A 24,629-nucleotide genomic window follows, 5' to 3' on the forward strand; every position below is an offset into this window, starting at 1 on the left:
CGTTTCTGAGGGATAGGAAGCCGGGAGGCGTTTCAACCGCATGGAGTGCAGGTTTACTGGAAGACGTAAACTCAACATCCTCAGTGTTATTGCGAGCGACCCTAACCGCGCTTGCCAGACCGCCTTTCCGCCAGACCTTCACCGCCGGACGCGCCGCCTCTTGGGCTTCGAGTGCGAGCGTTGGTGACCATGTAGCACGACAACGGCCGCGCGTCCCTTTGAGGGGCGTGCTGGAGCCACTACAGATCTCCAACTGATTTTATTTATTTATTTTTGGCAGAGGCTGGGCCGATGGTCCATGAAACATAAACGCTTACTACAATTTGTGGTCCTGCTCCTGGTCCCTGCAATCGTCGCAGGCGGCGCATGGGCATTGATGCTCAGGCCTGTGGGCATCCAGGTCGCCGAAACCGACCGCAATGTGCCGATCCAGGTCTTCGGTTTGGGGACGGTGGAGACAAGAATCCTGTCGCGGGTGGGTTTCGAGGCGGCTGGCACGCTCATCGAGCTGCACGCGGATTATGGCGATCGGGTCGTGGCCGGAACCTTGCTCGCGCGGCTCGACAGCCGCGAGCAGGAGGCCCGGGTCGCGCAGGCACGGGCTGCGGTAGCGCAAGCCGAATCAGCGATCCATCAGGCCGCCGCCACGATCAAGCGCGCGCAGGCGAATCTGACACAAAAAGCACAGGCCAATGAGCGGCGTCAGGATCTGGTCCAGGAGGGCAGCGTGTCGATCGAAGCAGCGCAGGACGCGCAATCGGCGTACGACATGGCCCGCGCCGAGCTTGCGCAGGCGCAGAGCGCCTTGGAGGTTGCGCGTGCCAACCTCGAGCAGGAGAAGGCTCAGGCGGCGTTCGAAAAAGCGCGGCTCGCGAAATACGCGCTCTACACGCCTTACGATGCCATCGTGGTTTCGCGCAATCGCGAATTGGGCTCGATGCTGACCCCGGGTGAACAGCTCTTTACGCTGGTGGACCCCAAGACGGTCTGGGTGCTTGCTTATGTCGATGAGGCGAAGGCCGGTCAGTTGCACGTCGGCCAGCAGGCGGAGGTCACCTTCCGCTCCCTGGCCGACCGCCGGTTCTCGGGACGGGTCGCGCGGATCGATATCGAGAGTGACCGGGTTAACGAGGAGCGGCGGGTCTATGTCCGGTGCGATGCTTGTCCCGCCGAGTTCTATCTCGGCGAACAGGCGGAGGTGGTCATCACGGTCAATGAGCTCGCCGAGGCACGCCTCGTGCCGCAGATCGCCGTGACCGGCCTGGAGGGACGGCATGGCGTCGTCTGGACGGTCGAAGACGGCCAACTTGCCCAGCACGCCGTCGTGTTCGGCCAGCGTACACTGGACGGGCGCCTGGAGATTGTTGACGGGCTTCCGCCCGGCGCTGAGGTCATCGTCCAACCTGAGGCGGGGCTCAGGGTCGGCCGGAAGGTCACTGTGAATCGCGCCGGAGGGCAGCCATGAATCTTGCCTTCCGCGATATGCGCCACAAGTTGGGGCGTTTCGTCGTAACCTGGTTGGGCCTGAGCCTGCTGCTTGGCGTGGTCGTGACGATGGCCGGCATCTACCGCGGGATGATCGCCGACGCGTTGGCGTTGCCTGTGTCAATCGATGCGGACCTTTGGGTCGTCCAAGGGGGCACGAACGGTCCGTTTGCCGAAATCTCCCGTATGCCCGGTGCGACGCGCGAGATGATCGCACGCATCCACGGCATCGTTATGGCCGGCGCGGTGACCTTCCAGCCCGTGCAGATTGATCATGCCGGCCGGCGTCTCAAGTTGGAGGTCGTGGGCTTTGAGCCAGGGCGACCCGGCGGTCCTGTGAACTTGACCGCTGGGCGGGGCATTACCCGCAGTCATTACGAGCTGATCGCCGATCGCAAGACCGGCTTTGCCGTCGGGGATAGGCTGGAACTCGGTCGAGACGTCTATACCGTTGTCGGACTCACCCAGGGGAGCGTCACGGCTTCCGCAGATCCTGTGGTGTACATGACCCTGCAGGACGCCCAGGATCTGCAGTTTGATCTCTCGCCACCCGAGGCCCGGCGGGAGACCGCGCGCGGAGCCGAGCGAGCCGACACGGATATCGTCAATGCCGTTGTCGCACGCATCTCACCCAATATCCCCGTCGAGGCCGTGGCCGCCGATGTCCGTCGCTGGAAGCACTTGTCGGTGCTCAGCGAGGCTGAGCAGGAGGCGATCCTGACCAGCGTCGTCATCGAACACGCGCGCCACCAGCTCGGCCTGTTCATGGGCGTCCTGACCGTCGTTTCGGCCGTCATCATCGCCCTCATCATCTACACGCTGACGATGGACAAGCTGCGCGAGATCGCCACCTTGAAGCTTATCGGCGCGTCGGACCGCACTATCATCGGCCTCATCGTCCAGCAGGCCCTGCTTATGGGGGTGGTGGGCTTCGCCGTGGGTACCGCCCTGGTCTGGTCGGCGAAAGACCGATTCCCGCGGCGTGTCGTCTTGGAGTCGACCGATCTTGGAATCCTGTTCGGCGTGGTGGTGGTCGTTTGCCTGCTAGCAACCGCCTTGGCTGTGCGCGTTGCGGTGCGTGTCGATCCGGCCCGCGCCCTGGCCGGCTGATGCAGGGTCCGACCTTTATGAACGCGCTGATTGAGCTACGCGACATTTCCAAACATTTCGGCGAAGGCGAGACGCGCGTCGATGCGCTGCGCGAGGTGACGCTCAGTGTGGGTGCGGGCGAGGTGGTGGGGCTGCTCGGGCCGAGTGGTTCGGGAAAGAGCACACTGCTCAACGTCATCGGCTGCATCGTAGAGCCGAACAAAGGATCAATGAATCTCGACGGCGAGGTCGTCTATGCGAACCAATGGCTGCGCCGGGACCTGCGCCGGCTGAGGCTGGAAAAGATCGGTTTCATTTTCCAGTTCCATAACCTGTTGCCGTTCCTTGACAGTACCGACAATGTCGCGCTGGTGCTTCACTTGGCGGGCTATCCGAAGGCCGACGCGAGGCGGCGCGCGATGGATCTTATCGAGTACCTGCAAGTCGGCCATCGCCGGCACGCCATGCCGGCCCACCTTTCGGGCGGCGAGGCACAACGCGTGGCGATCGCCCGGGCGCTCGCCAACCGGCCGCGAATTATCCTCGCCGACGAGCCGACCGCTGCGCTCGACTCCGAGAGGGCCGGCATCGTCATGGACCTCCTTCGCAAGCTCGCCGCTGAGCAGCAGGCGGCGATCATCGCGGTTACCCACGACGAAAAGATCATCGGCCGCTTCGACCGGATTTTTCGATTGCGGGATGGCAGACTTGAGAGCTGATTGGGAGATATCGAAATGGCAGACTTGAGCACTGATTGGGTGATATCGAAGCGGCCGGAGCCGCCCGCCGTGCTTCGCGATCTTGCGGCCGAAGCGGGCGTGCGGTTCAGCGGCGACGCGCACTGGGACATCCAGGTCAACGACGAAAGGGTCTATCGGAGGATCCTCACCCAAGGCTCCCGCGGGTTCGGCGAAGCCTACATGGACGGCCTGTGGAAGTGCGAAAGCCTGGACCAGCTCTTCTGCCGTCTGCTGAGCACCGACACCGATCAAAAGCTCGGGGGCTGGGCGCGAGTGCGCCTGCTGGGCGAAGTCGTCCGCCACCGCCTGTTCAATCTGCAGTCCAGCCGGCGCGCCTTTCAGGTGGGAGAACAGCATTACGACATCGGCAACGACATCTTCAAGGCCATGCTCGATCCCACCATGAGTTATTCCTGCGCCTATTGGGACAAGGCCACCGACCTGGAGGAGGCGCAGCGTGACAAACTCGACCTCATCTGCCGCAAACTGGAATTGCAGCCCGGTGAGCGTCTGCTCGATATAGGCTGCGGCTGGGGCGGGCTCGCCCGCTTCGCGGCGGAGCATTACGGGGCGGAGGTCATCGGCATCACCGTGTCGAAGGAACAGCAGAAACTGGCCCGGGAACGCTGCGCCGGCCTGCCGGTGACCATCGAGCTCATGGACTATCGCGATCTCGCCGGGCAATACGACAAGGTGGTCTCCGTGGGCATGTTCGAGCACGTCGGCCCCAGAAACTACGACAGCTACTTCGACACGGTACGGCGCCTGCTCAAGGACGAGGGGCTGTTCCTGCTGCACACCATCGGCAACTATGCCACCTCGCCCAAGACCGACGCCTGGATCGACCAATACATCTTCCCCAATGGCAAGCTGCCTTCGGCCCGGGAGATCGCTGCGGCGCTGGAAGGTCGCTTCCTGATCGAGGACTGGCACAACTTCGGCGCGGACTACGATCGCACCCTGATGGCCTGGTGGGCGAACTTCGATCGCGCCTGGCCCGGCCTGGAAGCCAAGTACGGCAAGCGTTTCTACCGTATGTGGAAGTACTACCTGCTGTGCTGCGCCGGTTTCTTCCGCTCCAGGCAGGGGCAGCTCTGGCAGTTGGTGCTGAGCAAGCGCCAGCGATCCGGCGTCTATCGTTCGGTGCGCTGAACACGGAAATCCCTATGCCCATTCCAAAAGCGAGAGGAGAGAGCTATGACACACGCAAAGGAGCATCGTCGCCGGCCATGGTGGAAGCGTTGGCCATTGTGGCTCACCGCCAGCGCGGCGGTGTTGCTGCTCAGCGTGGCCGCGATCGAACTAACCGACAAACCGGTCGGCGCGATGCCCGTTGAGCGGAATGCCCCGCAAGCGGTTGGCTTGGCCTACCGCGAAGTCGCGATCCCGACTGAAGGCGGCAAGCATCTGTTCGGCTGGTTCATTCCCGCTGAGGGAACCGAACCCGCCCCTACTGTGGCCGTGCTGCACGGCTGGGGCGGCAATGCCGGGATGCTGCTGCCGCTGGCGCCGCTGCTGCATCGGGCCGGTTACGCCGTGCTCCTGTTCGACGCGCGCAATCATGGCAACAGCGACAGCGACGGCTCTTCCACTCTGCCGAGCTTTGCCGAAGACCTCGAACATGCGCTCGACTGGCTGGCGCTTCAACCCGATGTGGATGCTGCCAGACTGGCCGCGCTGGGCCATTCACTTGGGGCGGCGGCGGCCCTGCTGGTGGCCTCGCGCCGCGATCTGGCCGCCGTGGTGAGCATCTCGGCCTTCGCCGACCCGCAGAGCAATATACGTCGCATTCTGGCTGCCTACCACATCCCCTATTTCCCGATCGGCACTGTGTTCCGCTACTACAAGCAGCACACCATGGGTCAGCGCATCAGCGACATCGCCCCGCGCAACGCCATTCGGAAAATCCACTACCCGGTGCTGCTGGTGCATGGCAGCGAGGATGAGACCGTGCCAATTGCGGATGCCAAGACCATCTACGCGGAGCGCCCCGGCGAAAACGTCCGGCTGGTGATTCTGGCCGGCGGCCACGACTTGACTCAGCAAGCGGAACGCTACGCCGGGGAATTGATTGATTTCCTTGATCAGGCGACCGGGCGGGGAAGGGGCGCTCAATCCGGGTCGAGCGACAGGTAAGCTGCCAGCATGTGAGGATGGGCGGTACCCCTCACGTCCGGCCCGCGTTGTGCGCCTTGAGGAGTACGGGGTCAGGAGTACGGGGTCCGAGTAACAACTCAAGATTAGTGGCGTCGGCCGAACTTGCCGATACCGGATCAATCAGAACACTTGAACCGACTCAGCGCCTCGCCGGTTTCGTCGTCATCGCCATCGGTGCGCGACCCTGATCAGGGCAATGACACCCACCTGGCGGGCATAAGCGATGTCCTGCCTGCGGCTTCAGCGTTGCGGCGACATCGAGCACTGGCCCCGGTCGTAGTTGGGGTCCACCAACTGGTGAACGATCTCGCTGAGCTGGTCAGCACCCCCGACATACGCCCCGTCAATCCAGATCTGCGGCACGGTTATCGGCGTCCTGGGGCCGACAATCGGTTTCACCCGGGCCAGCATTTCGTAGAGTGCCCGCGCATCCCTGACCACATCATGGTAGCTGTAGTCGATACCCGCATCATCCAGATAGCCCTTCGCACGGATACAGTGGGGGCAGGTTGCCTTGCCGAAAAGATGGTTGCCGGTGATAACCTCCCGTCGCGAATGAACCTCTATCACCGCTTGGGTCAGCAATCCCCGGTTCAGCGCGTGGCCCTGGCTGATGACCCGTCCGTCGACGATCACGATCGGTGCATGCCAGCCCCCCCTGAGCAGCGGCAACCACCACTCGCTGAGCCATTCACGCATATCGAGCCGCACCGGGATATCGGCCAGTTCGTGCTCGCATGTATCCAAAATCACATCCTTGGTTAGGGCGCATTCACCACAGGGCACCTTAACCTTGAAAGGCCCCCAGGCACCGGCCCAGCGGAATACGGTTACTTCAACGGGTTCACTCATGCTCAACCTCTCCAGTTACTTACTCAAGTTTCGGAATTCATTTCACAAAGCCCGAATCGCTGAATTCGTAGGGTGGATAAGCATCAGCGCATCCACCATGAATCGGATGGCGGTGGATGCGCAAGCTTATCCACCCTACAAGTACGGCGAACTCCGAAACTTATGTTTGAACACAATCGGTTTACCATGCGTGGGATCCACTTGTTTTTGCTATCAACAGGTTAAGCAATATTTATTGCTGAATTTGAACTTCGAATCTTGAGTTACTTATAGCACGTCGTCAAAGCGATATCGGTACCGTCAGAGCACTTGATATCCCCCATGAATTGCTGCCCTATAACTGGAAACCGGCGATCACGGACAAGGTGTGATCGCCGGACGGTTACAGTAGGAAAGATAAGGTGTCAGTTCATCGTCATATCAGAACCAGATCCGAAGACCGGCTACGAGCTGTACATCGCTGGTATCGTCACCTCCAGCCTTGGCAAAATCCGCTGTCTGGCCAAACTTCCTGGTCCAGTTCACACCGATATAGGGGGCAAACTCGCGTCGCACCTCATAGCGCAACCGTAATCCCAACTCCATATCAGAGAGACCAGAGCCGATCCCCAGTTGTGCATCGTCCTCGCTGAATACATTGACCTCTATCTCGGGCGAAAGAATCCATTTCTGAGTAAACAGATATTCATACTCGGCATTCAGTCGCACATTCACTTGTCCCGATTCACCAATAAACAGACCGGCGTCCACCTCGAATTGGTAGGGAGACAATCCTTTGAATCCGAGTGCCAAATAGTCGCGTGTCGGTTTTGGTTTGATGTCGTGCCGCCATCCGGCCTGAAAATCCCAGAAGGGGGCGATGGCACGGCTATAAAGAAACTGTACCTCTGCTTCTTCGGTATTGCCGTTGACACGCTCCACATCCGTTTTAAGCCAGAACTTATTGAGGTCATAGCCGATCCAGGCATCGGCATCCAGCACCAGGGCATTGGGTCCGCTGGTGTTTCTTAATTCCATTTTGTCGATCATCACCTTGTAAAGCAGTGGATCATCCGCCCCACCGGCCATCGCCGTTGAAGAGAGACCGACAAACATTATTGCAGCAATTATGTTTTTCATTTTTACTTCCTCAACTGACGATGACGGTGCGGAACATGCCCGGCATGTGATAAAGCAGATGGCAGTGATAGGCCCAGCCGCCTTCCGCATCAACGGTCACGCGATAGCTGATACGTGCCCCGGGTTGCACAATCACCGTATGTTTACGGGGCAGATAGTTGTTATCCCCCGTTTCCAGATCACTCCACATGCCATGCAGATGCATCGGGTGATTCATCATGGTGTCATTCACAAACGTAATACGAATACGCTCTCCAAGCCTCCAGCGCAGTGGTTCGGCATCGCTGTGCTTCACGCCATTGATGGACCACATATAGCGGCCCATATTGCCCGTCAGGTGGAGTTCCAGTTCGCGATCCGGATCACGGTGATCATACGTGGTGCGCAAGTTGCGCAGATCGGAATAGGTTAAAACACGCCGTCCGTTATTACGCAGACCGACACCCGGATCATCGAGCCGGTACTGTGGCTCATCCGATCGCATATCGACTTGGGGGCCATACTCGGTTGGGGCATGATGCACGGGGCCTGCGGTGAAATCGGAGGGGTTGGGTTTCAGTGGTTTAATCTCCATGCGCCCATCCGCCATCATCTGGTGTTGGCCTTGCCCCATACCGGGCATCAAGCTGCCGCCGGACATCTCGTGTTGACTATGATCCATGCCGGGCATCATTCCTCCAGCCGGCATTTGCTGCTCTTCGTGTTTCATCCCGGGCATCATTTGCCCGCCACCCATCTGATGTTGGCTGTGATCCATACCGGGCATCACCGTTCCCGAAGGCATCTGATGCTGACCTTCGTTCATGCTGCCCATATCATGACCAGCGCCGCCCATCATGTTCATGCCCATGTCGCCATGTTCCAGATTGGGCAGGGAGTCGATCTCAGGGACAGCGGCTGTCAGCGAGATATCCGGTGTCAGGGTTCCCCGGGCAAATCCCGAACGGGCGATATCCTGGGCAAAAATGGTGTAGGCCTGGTCATCCTCTGGCTCCACAATTACGTCATAGGTTTCTGCTACGCCCATGCGGAATTCATCGACAAGGACAGGTTCGATGTTTTGTCCATCCGCCGCGACTACCGTCATCTTCAAGCCGGGAATGCGCACATCGAAAAAAGTCATGGCCGATCCGTTGATAAAGCGGAGTCGTACCTTCTCACCTTTCCTGAACAGCCCTGTCCAGCCGTCAGCCGGCGTCTGGCCGTTGGTTAGAAAGGTATAGGTTTGACCGGTCACATCGGAAAAGTCACGCTGACTCATGCGCATCTGGCTCCACATCTTGCGATCGTTCCAGGTGGCCGTCAGTCCCTTCTCCTTGAGGTCCTTCATCAGATCGCTGTGAGTACGTTCATTGAAGTTGTAGTAGTGGCTAAGCTTCTTCAGTTTTGCGTACACATCCGTTGGATCTTCATCCGTCCAGTCGGAGAACATCACCACATAGTCGCGGTCATAGGTGAAAGGGTCGGGGTCTCTTGGATCGATGACGATAGGACCATAGAGCCCCGTTTGCTCCTGAAAACCGGAGTGACTGTGGTACCAGTAGGTGCCACTTTGGGTGACCGGGAATTGGTAGGTGAAGGTCTCACCCGGTTTTATGCCGGTAAAACCATTGGCAATGCCGGGTACGCCATCCATTGCACTGGGCAAAATGATGCCGTGCCAATGGATGGAACTGGTCTCTGGCAACAGGTTGGTCACTCTCAAAGTCACGATATCGCCTTCACGCCAACGCAAGATTGGCGCCGGCAGTGAACCATTGACCGTTGTGCCGATTCGGGGTGTACCGGTAAAGTTGACGGCCTGTTGGCCAATGGTCAAATTGAAATCCGTGCCACGCAGGGTTTGCGGTCCTTGTTGTTGCAAGGCGGCGGCCAGCACGGAACCGGCCCCCAATCCCATGCCGGTGAAGGCACCTCCCATAGCCAATCCCTGTACAAATCGGCGACGCGTCAGCATGACGCTCCCCTTATATTTGGGGCGATTATTATCATTCATGAAATATATTTCCTCTACAAGTCAGTGGCATACACAACACCGCTGACAAATAATCAACCAATTAGTCGCATCAGGTGATCCCTGATGATTCGGTAATCACGGGTAGGGAAATCAGGACTTGGGCGGTCGAAAAAGAGAGGCCGAAGGAGGGCTTGCAAAGTGTCCGCTTAGTTGGAGCAGCAAGGGTTTTGAGGTGTGGATTGTAGAAAGGATTGGTGTCTGAGTCAGTACCAGTGCGCAAGCGGCGCAATGACCAGATAAACAACTGGTATTCGTACTGCCTGTGTCGGTATCAAATTGGCCGGAATCCTGGAATGGCTGGCTATCTTCAATACCATTGTCGCCCTGTATACCCACTAACTGATGCGCATGCCCCATTGGTTGAGGCAATGAAGTCAATTCCGCTATTGCACCCTGCACTGGGGATAGGCCCAGTAGCAGTGTCAACAGAATGGCCAGAAATTTTTTAGCGTACATAGGGGACAACGGCACGATTCATAATTCTTGTTCAATAGTGTCTGTTTGGTTGTGTGCAGTAGAAATAGTTCAACTATCACATAAACTAACACCACGACTTAGATTGTGTCTATCAAAACGGGGTACCCGGTGGACCGGAAAAAAACCGGAAAAAAACCGGGAAAATACCGTGACGCCCAAGATCTGATTGGTATGGCTAAAAGATTACCGCTGGGGCCAAGCTATTCGTAGTGGACTAAAATCACGTAATCAAGTTGTCCACCGGTTGTAAAAACCTCCGTTTTGCTGCGGTTTTGTCACCGGTGATGGCGGGCGTTGGGCACAAGGGCGCGCTATATACAATAGGCGTTATGGTATTAATTAATTCTCAAGAATGAGAGGAGCCAGGAAATGAATTATAAAGGTAGCTGTCACTGTGGTCAGATTGCCTTCGAAGCAGAAGGCGAAATTTCCGAGGTCATGGAATGCAACTGCTCTATCTGTTCTCGCAAGGGTTCTCTTATGTGGTTTGTCCCAAGAGATAAATTGCACTTGCTTACTCCTGAAGAAAACCTGGCCACTTACATGTTCGGCGAACATACTATCAGGCATCATTTCTGCCCCAAGTGCGGCATCCACCCTTTCGGTGAAGCAACTGATCCATCAGGAAACAGGATGGCAGCAATCAATGTTCGCTGCCTGGAAGACTTTGATTTTTCATCGTTGCCGGTGAAGCATTTCGATGGCCGCTCGCTATAATCATCACTACGCCCAACAAGGCCATCACCCTACCCGAAAACGCGTAATATTATCGGGTCGGTTGATGGCAAGCATTAGCGCATTTATGGGCTGATTCGGCATGATACAAAGCGACACAAAATCTCAGTTCAAAGCAAAACTGCTTCGTCCGGCCGAGTTGGGCGGCGATGTTCCGTGGGCTTTTGTAATTCTGCCCAAGAGCGCGAGCGCAAAGCTTCCCAGACGAGGAAGGACGACGGTAGAGGGTACCCTCAATGCTCATGGCTTCCGGGCTATGCTTGAGCCGGATGGTCAATTGAGTCATTGGTTGAGGGTAAACAAGGCGCTACTCGAAACCGCAGGCGCGAACTTCGGCGACATTGTCACGTTTGAGATCATGTCAGTGGAGCAAGAACCAGAACCTGAGATCCCCTCTGACCTACACGAAGCCCTGGCGGCTGCTCCCGAGGCCCGAGCCGTTTGGGACGATACAACCACCATCGCACGCCTGGACTGGATACATTGGATTACTTCAGCCAAGCAGCCCAAGACTCGGGCGAAGCGGATTAGTAATGCTTGTGACATGCTTGCTTCCGGAAAACGGCGGGTTTGCTGTTTCGATCAATCTGGCTACTACAGTAAAGCCTTCAGCGCGCCCAAAGCGGCAGATTAGGTCAATCTTTTTTTAAGATTGAAAAAACCAAAAAAACCCGCACACCCAAGATCTGATTACTGTTTTATCAAGGGGTTGGGGGAGTCGAGTCGAAACGGCTGCATCTCGCCTTGCCCGTGTAAGCATCCGACCTCTCCCTTCCGATCGGTATTCATCAACCCAGCAGCCGCGGCAGCAGCAGGGTGATGGAGGGGAACAGGATCAGGATCACCACCCGTACGATGTCGGAGATCAGGAACGGCATCACCCCCTTGAAGCTCTCGATCATCGGCACCTCCCTGGCCATCTTGTTGATGATGAAGACGTTCATCCCCACCGGCGGGGTGATCAGTCCCACCTCCACCACGATCAGGGCGATGATGCCGAACCAAACCTTGAGATCCTCCGGGTCCATGGCGAAATCCAGCCCCATCAGGATCGGCCAGAAGATCGGGATGGTGAGCAGGATCATGGAGAGCGAGTCCATGACGCAGCCGAAGATCAGGTAGAGCACCAGCATGGTGGCCAGCACCAGGTAGGGGGAGAGGCTGCTCTCGCCGATCATGCTGGCCGCTTCGGCTGGCATCTGGGTGAGCGCCAGGAAGGCGTTGAAGAGATCGGCGCCGAACACGATCAGAAAGATCATGCCGGTGGCGCTGGCGGTGCCGAGCAGACACTCGCGCAGACCTTCCCAGCGCAGCCGGCCATGAAAAAATGCCAGTACGCCGGTGGCCACGGCGCCCACGGCGGCCCCCTCGGTGGGGGTGAAGGCGCCGGCGTAGATGCCGCCGATCACCACCAGGAAGATGGTGGCCACCGCCCAGATATCGCCCAGGCTGGCGAACTTCTCCGACCAGCTGCTGGCCTCGCCGGCGGGACCGGCCTCCGGATACAGCCGCACATAGATCGAGATGACGATCAGGTAACCCAGGGCGGCGAGAAAGCCGGGGATGAAGGCGGCCTGGAACATGGTGGCGATATTGCCTTCGGTGAGGATGGCGTAGATCACCAGGATGACCGACGGCGGGATCAGGATCCCCAGGGTGCCGCCGGCCGCCAGCGCCCCGGTGGCCAGGGCGCCGGAATAGCCGTGGCGCTTCAGCTCCGGCAGGGCCACCTGGCCGATGGTGGCGGCGGTGGCCAGGGACGAGCCGCAGATGGCGCCGAAGCCGGCACAGCCACCGATGGCCGCCATGGCGATACCGCCGCGGCGATGCCCCATCCAGACGCTGGCGGTGTGGAACAGGGCGCGACTGAGCCCCGCCTTGCTGGCGAACTGGCCCATCAGCAGAAACAGCGGCACCACGGAGAGATCGTAAGTGCTGAAACGCCAGTAGGCGGCGGTCTTCAGATAGTTGATCAGGGGGTCCCATCCGGAGAGATAGACATAGCCGATCATGCCCACCAGCAGCATGGCGACCCCGATGGAGAGTCGCAGTGCAATCAGCAGTAACAGAACGGCGAACATCAGGGATCCGATAGCGATACCACTCATAGCGTTCGGTTACTCCATTGGCGGGCACAGGTATAGAAACAGACCAGGGTCAGCAGGGCGAGGGAGGCAACGATGGGTATGAAACCCCACCAGCGCGAGAGACCCAGGATCATGGTCTGCTCGCCGTAGCGGTACATGTCATAGCCGCCCAGGGCGAGCCGCCAGGTCAGCAGTGCGGCGATCAGCCCGAACACCAGGCTGCCGACACTGTCCATGCGGCCGCGGGTGCGCGGGTGGATGTGCAGGGTGAAGAAATCCACCACCACATTGCCGTTGTGCAGCTGACAATAGGGGAGGAAGGCGAACACCGCGATGGCGCAACCGATCTCCACCAGCTCGAAATCACCGGGGACCGGCAGGCTGAACAGGTAACGGCCGACAATGCTGGCCACCGTCATAACCGCCAGGCCCAGCAGGACCAGTCCGCCGCCGGTGGCAAACAGGTTACACAGGGTGTGCAGAATCCGGCCCGGGAACCCGGGCCGGATCGTGTCGGCGGATGCTGAACTCATTTTTGCGCTTGTTTCGGCTCTTCCCGGCTGTACTTGCCGACCAGTGCCCTGGCGTCATCGTACATCTGTTGGCCGTTCAGGCCGCGCTCGTCCATCGCCTTGATCCAGTTGTCCACCACCGGCCGGGTGGCGATCTTCCACCGCTCCAGCTCCTCGCCCTCGATGGTGTTGAACTGGTTGCCGTTTTTCCGTGCCGCTTCCCGACCCGGGTTGTCGGCCTGGTCCCAGGTGGCGCCGATCTGTTTGGCCAGCGCCAAGCCGGAGTTGTTGTCGATCACCTGCTTCAGGTCATCCGGCAGGCTGTCGTACTTCTGCTTGTTCATGGCGAACAGGAACATCGCGGTATAGATGCCCCGGCCTCCACCAATCTCGGTGTGGAACTTGACCAGTTGATGCACCTTCAAAGGCAGGGTCACCTCGTAGGGCAACATGGCGCCGTCCACCACGCCCTTGGAGAGGGCCTGGGGCACCGCCGGCACCGGCATACCCACCGGGGTGGCGCCGATCACGTTCAGCGCCTCGTTGATGGTGCGGGTGGGGGCTCGGACCTTGGTGTTCTGCAGATCGGCGAGGGTCTTGATCGGCTTGTCACGCATGTGGAACTGACCGGGGGCGTGGGTATGGATCAGGATCGGGTGCACATCCTGGTACTCCTCCTGCATGTATTTTTCGTAGAACTCCCAGGCCGCCTGGCTGGTCGCCTCGGCACTGCCGGCAACGAAGGGCAGCTCAAACACCTCGGTCAGCGGGAAGCGGCCGCGGGTATAGCCGGGCACGGTCCAGACGATATCCGCGACCCCGTCGCGCACCTGGTCGAACAGTTGCGGGGGCTTGCCGCCCAGTTGCATGGCCGGGTAGATCTTGATATCGATCCGCCCGTTGGACTCCTTCATCACCTTGTCGGCCCAGGGCTGGATGAACTGGCTGTGGGCGGTGGATGGGGGTGGCAGGAAGTGGTGGATCTTGAGTTCCACTTCCGCTGCCATGGCCGAAGCCGCCGATAGCGACAGGGTCATGAGCAGTGGCTTCCACAGGGTGCTGGTGTGCATTTTCATCGATCTCCTCCTAATGTAATTATCCTGCCGGATGTGGCTGATCGCCGTTCAGCCGGCCGGTGTGGGCTCTTCAAGCAGCTGTTGTAATTTGTATTTCTGAATCTTTCCCGTTGCCGTTCTCGGCACATGGTCAATAATGCGCACATCCTGTGGGCACTTGAAATGGGCCAGCTGGCTGCGCAGCGTCTGCTGCACCTGCAGCGCCAGGGCCTGCGGGTCCAGGTCCGCCTGTTGCGGCTCCAGGAACAGGACGATGCGGGCCGGTCCGTCACCGCGAGGCACCTCCACCACCGCCGCCTCGGCTACGTTGGGCACCGACAGGGCGCAATATTCGATCTCGCTGGGGCTGACCCACTGCCCGGATATCTTCAGCATGTGGTCGGCCCGGCCCTGGTGATACCACCAGCCCTCGGCGTCGAAACTGAAGATGTCGCCGGTGCGATACCAGACGCCGTTGAAGGCGTGGCGCGTCATATCCTGGCGATTCCAGTAGCGGTCGCATACCGAGGGCATGCGCAGCCAGGCGACCCCGGGGGTATCGGGCGTCTCGATCGGGTTGCCGTGCTCGTCGGTCAGGCGCACCTCCGCCCAGGGCACCACCCGGCCGCTGGCGCCGGGACGGCACGCCTCCGGGGTGTTGACGATGAACAGGATCAGGGTCTCGGTGGTGCCGATCCCCTCATAGATCAGCTTGCCGGTGGCGGCATGCCACTCGCTGAACAGCGCCTTGGGCAACTGCTCGCCGGCGGAGACGCAGCAGCGCAGGTTCTTGAACGCGGGGCTCGCCGCGATCCCTTGGTTCAGCAGTTTGCGGTAGAAGGTGGGCACGCTGAACAGCAGGTCCGGCCGGTGTTGCTCGACCAGTTCGCCGGTGCGCTCGGGTGTGGGCCAGCCGTCGAACAGGATCAGGGTGGCGCCGCAGCGCAGCCCGGCAAACAGGCCGTGCGCCAACGGGTAGGCAAAGAAGAGTTTCGAGGTGCAGAGGATCTTTTCCCCCGGCTGGACTTTGAGATTTTCCCGCAGGTGCAGGTCGCTGACGATCAGGTCGTGATGCAGGTGGACGGCCGCCTTGGGCTTGCCGGTGGTGCCCGAGGTGTAGATCCAGAAGGCCATGTCGTCGGGCGACATGGGGGTGGATTCAAGTTCGGGGCTGCTGTCGGCGAGCAGCGCCTGGATACTCAGGTGATCGCTGCTTTCCGGGCCGCGCACGATCAGGGTGAACGGGTGCTGGATCCGCGGGCGTAGCGCCTCGATGGCGGCGACGTAGTCGGCCTCGACAAACAGATAGCGCGCCCGGCTCTCATTGATGGTGAACAGCAGATCCCGCTGCACCGCCATCCTGTTGTAGGCGATGGCCACCGCGCCGATGCGCAGGGTACCGATGTAGGCGGCCACCAGATCGGCGGAATCCTCCAGCAGGAACATCACCCGCTCTTCCGGGCGGACGCCGCGGGAGCGCAGGGCGTTGCCGAAACGGCCGGCGCGTTGGTTCAGTTGGGAATAGGTGAGGGTTCCCTGTTCATCAATGACGGCGATCCGCTCGCCCAGTCCCAGACCGAGGGCGGGACCGAGGATCTCATCTCCCGCGTTCATTGCGCTTTCGATATAGGGCTGCTGAGGTGTCATGCAGACTCTCGTTCGTTTATCGGCATGCAATATGATAAATAATGCATGCCATGGTTATATGTGCGGAATAATAATGCATCTACTGGGCCAATATCACTACTCAATGCAGGGTAGTTTGCCAATGCATTGTAAACAAAAGGAAATTATGGCGCGCGGAGTGGTGTCGCGAATCACGGTAAGTAGGCGGCAGTGTCCATAAAATGGACATGTATTGTAGGGTATTTTTCCCGGCAGCGATTTAAGCCACGTAATTTAAAAGGAATTTGGGATGACTTGACCATTGTGAACACACTGTTCAGGAAATGGACAGTTATTTTTTTGTGGGGGGGATATGCAGTATTGTTCAGTTTTTGGTGGATTTCAGAATCCGGTAGATCGTGGTGCGCGAGACTTCCAGGGCCTTGGAGACCTTGCTGATGTTGCCGTTGCACTGTTCGAGTACCCACTCCACATAGGCCTTCTCAAGCTGGGACAGGGGCATGACCCGGGCGAATGACCGTGCTGATTCATCGGCCGGCTCGCCATTCTGACGGTTCAGTATCGAATCGATATTGACCGCCCTGATCTCCGCGTCGCAATGCACGCGCAGCCGTTCGATGATGTTCTTCAGTTCGCGTACATTGCCGGGCCAGTGGTGGGCCATCAGTTGCTGCATGGCCTCCGGGGTAATGGTTTGCCGCGGGGTGTTGCCCAGGGGTTGCCCCAGAAAATGGTCCACCAGCAGCGGAATATCCTCCGCCCGTTGGCTGAGTGGCGGGATATCGATGGTGAGTACATTGAGCCGGTAGTAGAGATCCTGGCGGAAACGTCCCTGGGAGATCATCTTCTCCAGGTCACGATGGGTGGCGGCGATGATGCGCGCGTTGGTGCGCCGGATGGTGGTGCTGCCCAGGGGGCGGTATTCGCCGGTCTCCAGTACCCGCAGCAGTTTGGCCTGGCAGGAGGCGGTCAACTCGCCGATCTCGTCCAGGAACAGGGTACCGTCACTGGCCGCGTGAAACAGCCCGTCGTGGTCGTGGCTCGCGCTGGTGAACGCCCCCTTGCGGTGGCCGAACAGTTCGCTCTCCAGCAACTGGTCCTGGAGCAGGCCGCAGTTCAGCGGGATGAAGTTCCTGCCCTCACGCTCACTCCAATGGTGCAGCATCTGGGCGATGACCTCCTTGCCGACCCCGCTCTGACCGGTAATCAGCACCGGCATCTGCAGCGGCGCCATCTTTTTCGCCATCGCCATGGCGCGACACCAGGAGGCGCTGCGGCCGATGGCCGAAGGCGGGTTGCCGTGTGCGCCGTTAGTTGCGTGGGTAAGCATATCAGCGTAATTCCAAGCCCCGACAGTGATTTTCGGTGGTTCAGAATAGCAACATCGACGCGCCCATTGCAAAGACCCGTGCGTCCCCGACCCCGGGCCAGCACCCTTTTTCCGCCAACCTTGCGCGGGACCAGTTGCGGATCCTTCATGCAAGGCGGCACCGTTTCGCATATGCTTCTGTTTTTACCCGGCCACGTTGATCCGCGCCATGACACCGACAATTCTGATACTGCTGAGTGGCTTGGGGCTCCTGCTGGTGGGCGTAGGACTGCTGGGTACCCTGCTCGGCGTGCGCGCCACCCTCGCCAGTTTCAGCAATATCGATATCGGCCTGATCATGGCCGGTTACTATGCTGGTTACATCGTCGGCACCCTGGCCGTCCCCGGGGTGATCCGCAATGTCGGGCACATCCGCTCTTTCGCCGCCTTCGCCGCGGTGGGGGCGGCCGCCAGTCTGGCCTTCGGTCTGCTGGTGCATCCCTGGGTCTGGCTGGTGTTGCGCGTGCTCAGCGGCCTCTGCGTGGTGGGACTCTACATGGTGGTCGAAAGCTGGCTCAACGAGCAGAGCGCCGGCCCCGTCCGGGGCCGCATCTTCTCCCTCTACATGATGAGCACCCTGGTCGCGCTGGGAGCCGGCCAGCTGCTGCTGTTGGCCGGGGACACGACCGAGCTGACACTGTTCGCCCTGGCTGCCATCCTGATCTCACTCGGGGTGGTGCCGGTGGCGCTGGCGCGGGTGCAAGAGCCGACGATAGAGAAGGAGGTGTCGGCGAAATTCACCGAGCTGATGCGGATGACGCCCCTGGGTTTTATCGGCGCGCTGATTGCCGGCGTGGTCAATGGCGTGTTCTGGGGCATGACGCCGGTTTTCGGCCAGCGACTGGAGTTGGGGGACGGGCAGATCGCCATGCTGATGAGCGCCACCATTTTCGGTGGTGCCATCCTGCAGTGGCCGATCGGTCATCTCTCGGACCGGATCGATCGCCGCACCGTACTGACCCTGACCAGCCTGGCCACCGCCGCAGCGGCGGCGGCGACCGCCCTGATTGTCATCCGGGGCTATCCGGGACTGACCGTGTCTGCCTTCCTGCACGGCGGATTGATGTTCTCACTCTACGGCATCAGCGTCGCCTACGCCTATGATCACCTGGCGCCGGGACAGGTGCTGGAGACCACCCGCGGACTGCTGCTGATCTATGGGATCGGTGCGCTCTTCGGGCCGTTGCTGGCCGGCATCGCCATGGACCTGATCGGCCCGGTCGGTCTGCCGGTGGTGTCGGCCACCAGCGCCGGCATATTGGCGCTGTTCGGGCTTTATCGCATGTCCAGGCGCTCTGCCATCCCGGTGGCGGAGCAAACCGTGTTCGTGCCCATGGTGCGCACCTCGCCGCTGGTGCTGGAGATGCATCCGGACGTGGATCCGGCACCGGAGCTGGATTTGTCGGGGCGGGAGTGAGCGGCTCAGCGCCGCCGGCCCGCCGGCCAAATACCCGGGGGTTGTAGTGTTTGCAAAATCGGGGTAGTGTGCGGCGGCTGGAATGGTCCAGAAAAGCGCGGCCGAAGGAACTAAGAACAAAAATGGGCAGGTGGTTACTCCGACCATCGCGCTGTTCTCCGTCGCGTCTACCAAATTATGCTGGCGTCAGGGCTGATGCGGCGTATCCACAACGCAGCCCCAGAACCGGTCATCATGAGCAGCCGTTTCACGCCTCGTCCGCCGGCGGAAGACTCCGTGTCCCTCCATTTTAATCATCGGTTCTGGCTCGCCTCGGTCATCCTGGCCCTGTTCCTGGTCCTCACTATCTGGGGCTGGCTCATTGCATTGGAGATCAAAACCTTCTCCTTCCTCTCCAATTTTGAAGCACTTATTGTCGGCCAGCGCCCGACCCTGGTGCTATTGATCTGGCTACTGGCGGAGGCGGCGTTGTTGCTCCTGCTTCTTCAGCTCTGGCGCCGGCGGCGCAGGGAACAGCAGTTGCTGCGGTATCAACAGTCGGAGGAGACCGCCCGGCGCCTGGAAACGCTGATCGAGGCGCTTCCCGATGCCATCTTTTTCAAGGATGGGGAGGGGTGCTGGCAGGTGGTCAATTCGGCCGGTTTACGGCTTTTCGGTCTCGAGGGCGAGGCGTGGCGGGGGAAGAGCGACCTGGAACTGGCCGATCGCTATCCGCAAATGGAGGAGGCGTACCGGAATTGCGCACTGGATGATGAACAGGCGTGGCAGCGGCGGGAGCGGTTCGACAACATTGAAGAGATTCCCGACCGGAACGGCGTGCGTACCTTCGAGGTCAGCAAAGTCCCGCTGTTCAAGCCTGACGGCAGTCGCCAGGGCCTAGTGGTGATTGGACGCGACATCAGCGAGCGCCGTCGCAACGAGGAGACCACTCAACGGCTGCTGGACAGCCTCCGGCACCTGAGCGAGGTAGCTGCCCTGTCCCACCTGCCGCTGGATGAGCGGCTGCGGCGCGCTTTGACGGTAGGCATGAATCACTTGGGCCTGGAGTTCGCCATCGTCAGTCGCGTGGTTGGCAGTGAGTACCGTATCGTCTCCCAGGTATCGCCCCCGAACACGCTGCAGGACAATCAGCTCTTCGAGCTGGCCAATACCTACTGCAGCATCACCCTCGCCCATAACGGGGTGCTGGCGATAAATGAGATGGGCGACTCGCCCTACCATGGCCATCCCTGTTACCAGTCCGTCGCGCTGGAGTGCTATATCGGCGCCCCGGTAACGGTCGGCGACCAGGTCTACGGCACGGTGAACTTCAGCTCACCCACCCCCTATCGGCGGCGCTTCGATGACGGCGACCGGGAGTTCGTCACCCTGCTGGCGCGCTGGGTCGGTTCGACCCTAGAGGCGCACCTGGCGGCACAGAGCCTAGCCGCCAATGAGCTGCAGCTGCAGACCATTATCGACAACGAGCCCGGCTGCGTGAAGCTGCTGGACCGTGAGGGGCGGGTGCTGCAGATGAACCGCGCCGGTCTGGAGATGATCGAGGCCGACAGCCTGGATCAGGTACTTGGCTGCGACCTGGCGGAGCTGGTGCTGCCGCCCGACCGGGGGGCATTCACCAATCTGACGCAGCGGGTGTTCGCCGGTGAATCGGCTACCCTGGAGTTCCAGCTCCGCGGCCTCAAAAACAACCAGCGCTGGCTGGAAACCCATGCCGTGCCGCTACGCACGCCGGCGGGTGATATCTCCGCCTTGCTGGCGGTCACCCTGGATATCACCGAGCGCAAGGCGGCGGAGGCGGAGATCCACCGGCTCGCCTACTTCGACCCCCTGACCAACCTGGCCAATCGGCGCCTGCTGCTGGACCGTCTGCAGCAACTGCTGCGTTCCTGCACCCGGCGCAACTCCCTGAATGCCTTGCTGGTTATAGACCTTGATCACTTCAAGGCATTGAACGACGGCCTGGGCCACCTCAAGGGCGATCAGCTGTTGCAGGAGGTGGCGGGTCGGCTGACCGGCTCGGTCCGCGCCGATGACACCGTGGCGAGGATTGGCGGGGATGAATTCGTGGTGGTGCTGGAAAATCTCGATCCGGATGAACATATTGCCGGACGCCAGGTGGCCGAGATCGCCGAGAAGATCCGTGCCGCCACTGCCCGTCCCTACGAGATGGACGCTCAGCGACAATATCCGGTCACTGCCAGTATTGGTGCCTGTCTCTTTTCCGGCGATGGCGGAGACTTGGATGTGCTGTTTGGCCATGCCGACCGGGCGCTTTACCAGGCCAAGGAACGGGGACGTGATCAGGTCTGCCTGTATCAATCACCCTCCCCGGTGGTGCCCCTGCTGCTGAAGTGGCAGGCCGACCGCTGAGGTGCCGCGGTTGATGCGGTGGCTGGAGGCTTGGCTTGCTGTTTCCTAAATCAAATTTGACTCCGACCCCTGTCCTGAGGCGCGCCCTGCGCCGGGGGTGGCCGTTTGCATTGCACCGTGCGCGCGCCGTAACCCACCGTTTGGCGGTTGAGGAATCGGTGGGTTACGCGGCGCCCGGGTGGTGTAGCAGCCGGGAAGTGTGGTGCCTGCGCGCCGCTAACCCACCCTACGAAACTGGCCCTTGGGGATCGCTACTCCTCCTCGCTCAGTAGGCCGGTGCATCGGATTCGTAATGCAATCCTTTTTTCGCGGCCTGCTTCCTGACCGTGTCATAGAGCTGGTTGTCCAGCGACGTATCGGCGTCGCCGCGCTCCTCCACCCGCTCCCTGATGAAGTCCGCGCGCGCCCCGGCCAGTTCACCGATCTGCCGTTTCAGCGATTGGCGTGTCGCCGCCTTCCCCGCGATCACGGCCTGCTGTTCGGCCGGGGCCATTGCCTGCAGCGCGGCGGGGAGTTTTTCCCGTTCAATGGCGGTGATGTCGACCCGGCCGCTGGCGACATCATCCACCAGTTCCCCCTCGCCGAGGAAGTTCTCCTTGCCGCTCTTTGACGCGTTGAAGGTGGCACGGCGCGCGCGCGACGCGACCGACGCTTCGGCATGCAGTTTCTCGCTGGCGGCGAGCTTCTTCTGCTGCGCCCGCCGCTCCTCCTCGCTACCGTAATAGAGCCGTGTCTGGTCCAGTTTTTCCGAGAGTCTGGCGATCTGTTCATCGAACGGCGTGGCGATGGCCAGGGCGCCGCCGCTCTGTTCGACCTGGAAGTAGCTGCCGCTGCCCAGCTGGGCGATCCGCTGCCAGTCGTCCAGGGTGGCGCGGTCGTCGCCACACTGGATGGCGTTGATGACGATGCCGCGCTGCCTGGCTTTAACGATGGTCTCGGGATATTTCACCTCATCCGGGTAGTCCATGTGGGGCGCGGCGTCGCCGACCAGAAACACCACCTTGTAGCTGTTGTCGTCCCGGCTCCAGGAGATCCGGTTGACGGCGTCGCTGAGCGCTTGGTTGACGCTCTCCGGGCCGTCGCCTCCACCGGCCGCCTGGAACTCCATGAGTGCCGCATACATGCTGTCCAGGTCGCCCGACAGGTCCAGCACCCGGGTCACATAACTGTCGCCACGGTCGCGGTAGGCCACCAGCCCCATGCGGATCTCCGGGGCCGACCGGGCCGACGCCATGGAGCTGGCGATGGACCAGATCTTCTCCTTGGCCGCCTCGATCATGCCGCCCATGCTGCCGGTGGTATCCAGCACGAACACCACCTCGATGCGTTGAGCCTTCCGGGCGATCTGCTCAATCAGCGGCGGCTGGTCCGGATGGACCACAAGCGGTGTCGCCGCGCCGCTGCTCTGATAGACCGGGAAGAGGGCGATCGCCCCGGCGGTGGTGGTAAACAGTGACAGGGCAATGATTTTGGATTTCATGATGTGGCTCCTTGGGTGTCAATGGATCGATGAGAGTCGACGCAGGGCGGTTTCGGCGGCCTGCTCGGCCTGCTGAAAACGGTCGCCTGTTTCGTCGCCGGCCGCGCCGGGACCCGGGCGTTTTTTCATCTCGGACGGGATGGCGCAGAACAGTGCCTGGAGCAGGAAAAAACACCAGATGCCGAGCAGCAGGCTGCCGGTCTGCAGCAGCGCCCAGCTGGCTGCCGCCAGGCCCAGCCCACTCAGGCCCAGGTCGGCCAGCGCGGAGAACAGGCTGCTGTAGAAATAGAGCGAACGGATCAGCCAGATCAGCCCGATGTGCAGCAGCAGGTAGAGCGTGAGGGGAGGATCGAGCAACCAGATGATGGCCGAACTGAGGAGCCAGGCGGAGAGTGTGACCACGCGGCCGAGCCGCTGTCCGCTGCGCCTGAGCAGGTAGAGGGTGTAGGTGAGGCCGAGTCCGGCGATCAACAGTTTGAGGATGGTCGAATGGCCGACCACGGGCGCCAGGGCGCTGAACAGGATCGCGCCACTCAGGCTGGCCGCCAGGGCGAGGCCCACCCCTTCGAGAAAAGTGGGCCGCTTCATGAGTGACTCCGCTTGCGCTTTTCGCGCAGCAAGGCGATCTCCACATCGGCGTCGCTGATGTGGATGCCGGCCGGTTCCCGGCGGTCCTGCGCCCGGCTGTCGCCAGGCTGGGGCTCCAGCAGCTGCGCCTTCTGGCGCAGGCCCTCCAGCCGGGTGCGGTTATCGCTCAGTCGCCGCGACAGCTCGGTGAGCGCCTGTTGCAGCGTCTGCCGACGACCCTCCAGTTGCTCGCTAAACCGTTCCAGCTCCAGTTTTTTGCGCATCAGCTGTTTTGTCAGCGACTCCTGGTCCGACTGGAAACAGATGTCCAGCTCCTCGTCCATAGCGGCCAGCTTGCCGTGGCAGCTCTGCTGTTGGCCGCTCAGTTGGGCCAGTTCGTGTTGCAGCAGCCGGCTGCGCTGTTCATCCTCGGCAAACGCCGCCTCCATTTCCCGGATGGCCTGGCGAAGCAGCAGGTCCGGTTCTTCGATGCGGTCGAGTACGGCGTGCAGGTCGGCGCGGAAGAGCCGAGTTATCCGGTTGATCAATGCCATGGATTACCTCCCGATAGCGGGTTTCGTGGATTGCGTGGGGAGAGTCTAGGATGGCGCGTCGGCGCGTTGTAGACAGGGTTTTGTAAAATCATCCGCGGACGGTTTACAAAAGTTTTACATGTCTGCCATGGCTGAAACTGATAGGCTTTCAGGCAGCGCGAACGACCACTTCGGTGAGCCAAAGAAGCCAAATCAGAGAAGCCATACCAGAGCAACCATGTCCCGCAAGATTCGCTTATTGATTGTTGAAGACGAAAAGGCCATCCGCGGCGGCCTGGTGGATCTGTTCGTGTTTCACGGCTATGCGGTGGATGCCGCCGACGATGGCCGGGAGGGGTTGCGGCTGGCGTTGAGTGGCCGCTATGACCTGATCCTGCTGGATGTCATGCTGCCCGGTGTCAACGGCTTCGATATCTGTGCGCGGATAAGGGAGCAGGACCGGGAACAGCCGGTCATCATGCTGACCGCCAAGAGCGGCGATGAGGATGTGATCCAGGGACTCTCCCTGGGCGCGGACGATTACGTGGCCAAGCCCTTCTCCGTCACCCAGTTGGTGTTGCGGGTGCAGGCGGTGTTGCGCCGCTCGCGTATCGGCACGCAAGGGGAGAGCCGGATAAGGCTGGGCGATGCGGTGGAACTGGACTGCCTGAATCTCTCCGGCCGCTGCGGTGATAGCGAACACGCCTTTACCCGGCGGGAGATGGAGCTGCTGCAGTATCTGCATGCCAATGCCGAGCGCCCGGTCTCCCGCGATGAACTGCTGACCCGGGTCTGGGGCTATGCGAAAAATCTCGATCTGGAGACCCGCACGGTGGATATTCATATCGCCAGGCTGCGCCGCAAGATCGAGCCGGACGCCGCCCATCCACGTTACCTGGTGACGGTGCGCGGTGCCGGTTACCGGCTGCTGGTGGAGTGACC

At 60.6% G+C, this 24,629-nt stretch carries 21 protein-coding genes; 10 read left to right on the forward strand and 11 right to left on the reverse strand.

The features are described 5' to 3' along the window. Positions 1–298 precede the first annotated feature (298 nt). Genes NPX02_RS08465 through NPX02_RS08485 form a run of 5 tightly spaced genes read left to right on the forward strand, consistent with a single transcriptional unit; the run spans position 299 to position 5,450 of the window. Positions 299–1,465 (forward strand): efflux RND transporter periplasmic adaptor subunit, encoded by a 1,167-nt coding sequence (locus NPX02_RS08465; protein WP_260293078.1) that lies wholly within the window; start codon positions 299–301, stop codon positions 1,463–1,465. Further along, positions 1,462–2,595 (forward strand): ABC transporter permease, encoded by a 1,134-nt coding sequence (locus NPX02_RS08470; protein ID WP_260293079.1) that lies wholly within the window; start codon positions 1,462–1,464, stop codon positions 2,593–2,595. Before NPX02_RS08465 ends, NPX02_RS08470 begins: the two co-directional genes overlap by 4 nt. Before the next feature lie 17 nt (positions 2,596–2,612). Further along, positions 2,613–3,293 (forward strand): ABC transporter ATP-binding protein, encoded by a 681-nt coding sequence (locus NPX02_RS08475; RefSeq protein WP_260293081.1) that lies wholly within the window; start codon positions 2,613–2,615, stop codon positions 3,291–3,293. A gap of 15 nt (positions 3,294–3,308) precedes the next feature. Continuing rightward, positions 3,309–4,466 carry a cyclopropane fatty acyl phospholipid synthase gene (gene cfa, locus NPX02_RS08480; protein ID WP_260293083.1) on the forward strand — a complete coding sequence of 386 codons (1,158 nt, stop codon included), beginning with the start codon at positions 3,309–3,311 and terminating at the stop codon, positions 4,464–4,466. 45 nt (positions 4,467–4,511) lie between these two features. Then, complete coding sequence (locus NPX02_RS08485; protein ID WP_260293084.1) at positions 4,512–5,450, forward strand: alpha/beta hydrolase; 939 nt, start codon at positions 4,512–4,514, stop codon at positions 5,448–5,450. Between the two features lie 261 nt (positions 5,451–5,711). Here the strand turns inward: NPX02_RS08485 and NPX02_RS08490 are convergent, their stop codons facing one another. The 3 genes from NPX02_RS08490 to NPX02_RS08500 form a co-directional block, all read right to left on the reverse strand. Further along, positions 5,712–6,323 (reverse strand): glutaredoxin family protein, encoded by a 612-nt coding sequence (locus NPX02_RS08490; protein WP_260293085.1) that lies wholly within the window; start codon positions 6,321–6,323, stop codon positions 5,712–5,714. Between the two features lie 420 nt (positions 6,324–6,743). After that, complete coding sequence (locus NPX02_RS08495; protein ID WP_260293086.1) at positions 6,744–7,442, reverse strand: copper resistance protein B; 699 nt, start codon at positions 7,440–7,442, stop codon at positions 6,744–6,746. Positions 7,443–7,452: 10 nt separating this feature from the next. Further along, positions 7,453–9,438 carry a copper resistance system multicopper oxidase gene (locus NPX02_RS08500; protein ID WP_305792804.1) on the reverse strand — a complete coding sequence of 662 codons (1,986 nt, stop codon included), beginning with the start codon at positions 9,436–9,438 and terminating at the stop codon, positions 7,453–7,455. 867 nt (positions 9,439–10,305) lie between these two features. On the opposite strand from NPX02_RS08500, the gene NPX02_RS08505 reads away from it, so the two are divergent. After that, positions 10,306–10,653 carry a GFA family protein gene (locus tag NPX02_RS08505; RefSeq protein WP_260293087.1) on the forward strand — a complete coding sequence of 116 codons (348 nt, stop codon included), beginning with the start codon at positions 10,306–10,308 and terminating at the stop codon, positions 10,651–10,653. A gap of 100 nt (positions 10,654–10,753) precedes the next feature. Next, on the forward strand, positions 10,754–11,305 hold the full coding sequence (locus NPX02_RS08510; RefSeq protein WP_260293088.1) for a YdeI/OmpD-associated family protein: 552 nt from the start codon (positions 10,754–10,756) through the stop codon (positions 11,303–11,305). Between the two features lie 154 nt (positions 11,306–11,459). Here NPX02_RS08510 and NPX02_RS08515 read toward each other — a convergent pair whose 3' ends face one another. The 5 genes from NPX02_RS08515 to NPX02_RS08535 all read right to left on the reverse strand — a co-directional run bounded on the left by NPX02_RS08515 (position 11,460) and on the right by NPX02_RS08535 (position 17,281). After that, positions 11,460–12,779, reverse strand: coding sequence for a TRAP transporter large permease (locus NPX02_RS08515; protein ID WP_260293089.1), 1,320 nt, complete (start codon positions 12,777–12,779; stop codon positions 11,460–11,462). After that, positions 12,776–13,291, reverse strand: a complete 516-nt coding sequence (locus NPX02_RS08520; RefSeq protein WP_260293090.1) for a TRAP transporter small permease — start codon at positions 13,289–13,291, stop codon at positions 12,776–12,778. Before NPX02_RS08520 ends, NPX02_RS08515 begins: the two co-directional genes overlap by 4 nt. Beyond that, positions 13,288–14,346 (reverse strand): TRAP transporter substrate-binding protein, encoded by a 1,059-nt coding sequence (locus tag NPX02_RS08525; protein WP_260293091.1) that lies wholly within the window; start codon positions 14,344–14,346, stop codon positions 13,288–13,290. The genes NPX02_RS08520 and NPX02_RS08525 overlap by 4 nt, the downstream gene beginning before the upstream one ends. A gap of 48 nt (positions 14,347–14,394) precedes the next feature. Beyond that, on the reverse strand, positions 14,395–15,972 hold the full coding sequence (locus tag NPX02_RS08530) for a benzoate-CoA ligase family protein (RefSeq protein ID WP_260293092.1): 1,578 nt from the start codon (positions 15,970–15,972) through the stop codon (positions 14,395–14,397). A 343-nt stretch (positions 15,973–16,315) separates the two neighbouring features. Then, a complete protein-coding gene (locus NPX02_RS08535; protein ID WP_260293093.1) occupies positions 16,316–17,281 on the reverse strand; it encodes a sigma-54 interaction domain-containing protein in 966 nt (321 codons plus the stop codon). A gap of 208 nt (positions 17,282–17,489) precedes the next feature. Between NPX02_RS08535 and NPX02_RS08540 the strand changes: the two genes are divergently transcribed. Then, positions 17,490–18,737, forward strand: coding sequence for an MFS transporter (locus NPX02_RS08540; RefSeq protein ID WP_260293094.1), 1,248 nt, complete (start codon positions 17,490–17,492; stop codon positions 18,735–18,737). 276 nt (positions 18,738–19,013) lie between these two features. Next, positions 19,014–21,107 carry a diguanylate cyclase domain-containing protein gene (locus tag NPX02_RS08545; RefSeq protein ID WP_260293095.1) on the forward strand — a complete coding sequence of 698 codons (2,094 nt, stop codon included), beginning with the start codon at positions 19,014–19,016 and terminating at the stop codon, positions 21,105–21,107. A 265-nt stretch (positions 21,108–21,372) separates the two neighbouring features. On the opposite strand, the gene NPX02_RS08550 is transcribed toward NPX02_RS08545, so the two are convergent. Genes NPX02_RS08550 through NPX02_RS08560 form a run of 3 tightly spaced genes read right to left on the reverse strand, consistent with a single transcriptional unit; the run spans position 21,373 to position 23,708 of the window. After that, positions 21,373–22,587: a vWA domain-containing protein gene (locus NPX02_RS08550; RefSeq protein WP_260293096.1), complete on the reverse strand. Its 1,215-nt coding sequence runs from the start codon at positions 22,585–22,587 to the stop codon at positions 21,373–21,375. An 18-nt stretch (positions 22,588–22,605) separates the two neighbouring features. Next, on the reverse strand, positions 22,606–23,175 hold the full coding sequence (locus tag NPX02_RS08555; protein ID WP_260293097.1) for a hypothetical protein: 570 nt from the start codon (positions 23,173–23,175) through the stop codon (positions 22,606–22,608). Further along, complete coding sequence (locus tag NPX02_RS08560) at positions 23,172–23,708, reverse strand: PspA/IM30 family protein (protein WP_260293098.1); 537 nt, start codon at positions 23,706–23,708, stop codon at positions 23,172–23,174. Before NPX02_RS08560 ends, NPX02_RS08555 begins: the two co-directional genes overlap by 4 nt. Before the next feature lie 217 nt (positions 23,709–23,925). On the opposite strand from NPX02_RS08560, the gene NPX02_RS08565 reads away from it, so the two are divergent. Then, entirely contained in the window at positions 23,926–24,627 is a 702-nt protein-coding gene (locus NPX02_RS08565; protein ID WP_260293099.1) for a response regulator transcription factor, read from the forward strand. The last annotated feature ends 2 nt before the right edge of the window (positions 24,628–24,629 follow it).

Origin of the sequence: Sedimenticola hydrogenitrophicus (genome assembly GCF_025175675.1) — a bacterium.
Taxonomy (GTDB): domain Bacteria; phylum Pseudomonadota; class Gammaproteobacteria; order Chromatiales; family Chromatiaceae; genus Sedimenticola; species Sedimenticola hydrogenitrophicus.

Excerpts from the sequence above, each read along its gene's own strand:
- NPX02_RS08485 (WP_260293084.1), top strand. The coding sequence starts at position 4,512 with ATGACACACGCAAAGGAGCATCGTCGCCGGCCATGGTGGAAGCGTTGG.
- NPX02_RS08560 (WP_260293098.1), bottom strand. The coding sequence starts at position 23,708 with ATGGCATTGATCAACCGGATAACTCGGCTCTTCCGCGCCGACCTGCAC.
- NPX02_RS08515 (WP_260293089.1), bottom strand. The coding sequence starts at position 12,779 with ATGAGTGGTATCGCTATCGGATCCCTGATGTTCGCCGTTCTGTTACTG.
- NPX02_RS08525 (WP_260293091.1), bottom strand. The coding sequence starts at position 14,346 with ATGAAAATGCACACCAGCACCCTGTGGAAGCCACTGCTCATGACCCTG.
- NPX02_RS08505 (WP_260293087.1), top strand. The coding sequence starts at position 10,306 with ATGAATTATAAAGGTAGCTGTCACTGTGGTCAGATTGCCTTCGAAGCA.
- NPX02_RS08535 (WP_260293093.1), bottom strand. The coding sequence starts at position 17,281 with ATGCTTACCCACGCAACTAACGGCGCACACGGCAACCCGCCTTCGGCC.
- NPX02_RS08470 (WP_260293079.1), top strand. The coding sequence starts at position 1,462 with ATGAATCTTGCCTTCCGCGATATGCGCCACAAGTTGGGGCGTTTCGTC.
- NPX02_RS08475 (WP_260293081.1), top strand. The coding sequence starts at position 2,613 with ATGAACGCGCTGATTGAGCTACGCGACATTTCCAAACATTTCGGCGAA.
- NPX02_RS08495 (WP_260293086.1), bottom strand. The coding sequence starts at position 7,442 with ATGAAAAACATAATTGCTGCAATAATGTTTGTCGGTCTCTCTTCAACG.
- NPX02_RS08500 (WP_305792804.1), bottom strand. The coding sequence starts at position 9,438 with ATGAATGATAATAATCGCCCCAAATATAAGGGGAGCGTCATGCTGACG.
- NPX02_RS08510 (WP_260293088.1), top strand. The coding sequence starts at position 10,754 with ATGATACAAAGCGACACAAAATCTCAGTTCAAAGCAAAACTGCTTCGT.
- NPX02_RS08530 (WP_260293092.1), bottom strand. The coding sequence starts at position 15,972 with ATGACACCTCAGCAGCCCTATATCGAAAGCGCAATGAACGCGGGAGAT.
- NPX02_RS08520 (WP_260293090.1), bottom strand. The coding sequence starts at position 13,291 with ATGAGTTCAGCATCCGCCGACACGATCCGGCCCGGGTTCCCGGGCCGG.
- NPX02_RS08555 (WP_260293097.1), bottom strand. The coding sequence starts at position 23,175 with ATGAAGCGGCCCACTTTTCTCGAAGGGGTGGGCCTCGCCCTGGCGGCC.
- cfa (WP_260293083.1), top strand. The coding sequence starts at position 3,309 with ATGGCAGACTTGAGCACTGATTGGGTGATATCGAAGCGGCCGGAGCCG.
- NPX02_RS08490 (WP_260293085.1), bottom strand. The coding sequence starts at position 6,323 with ATGAGTGAACCCGTTGAAGTAACCGTATTCCGCTGGGCCGGTGCCTGG.
- NPX02_RS08540 (WP_260293094.1), top strand. The coding sequence starts at position 17,490 with ATGACACCGACAATTCTGATACTGCTGAGTGGCTTGGGGCTCCTGCTG.
- NPX02_RS08465 (WP_260293078.1), top strand. The coding sequence starts at position 299 with ATGAAACATAAACGCTTACTACAATTTGTGGTCCTGCTCCTGGTCCCT.
- NPX02_RS08550 (WP_260293096.1), bottom strand. The coding sequence starts at position 22,587 with ATGAAATCCAAAATCATTGCCCTGTCACTGTTTACCACCACCGCCGGG.
- NPX02_RS08565 (WP_260293099.1), top strand. The coding sequence starts at position 23,926 with ATGTCCCGCAAGATTCGCTTATTGATTGTTGAAGACGAAAAGGCCATC.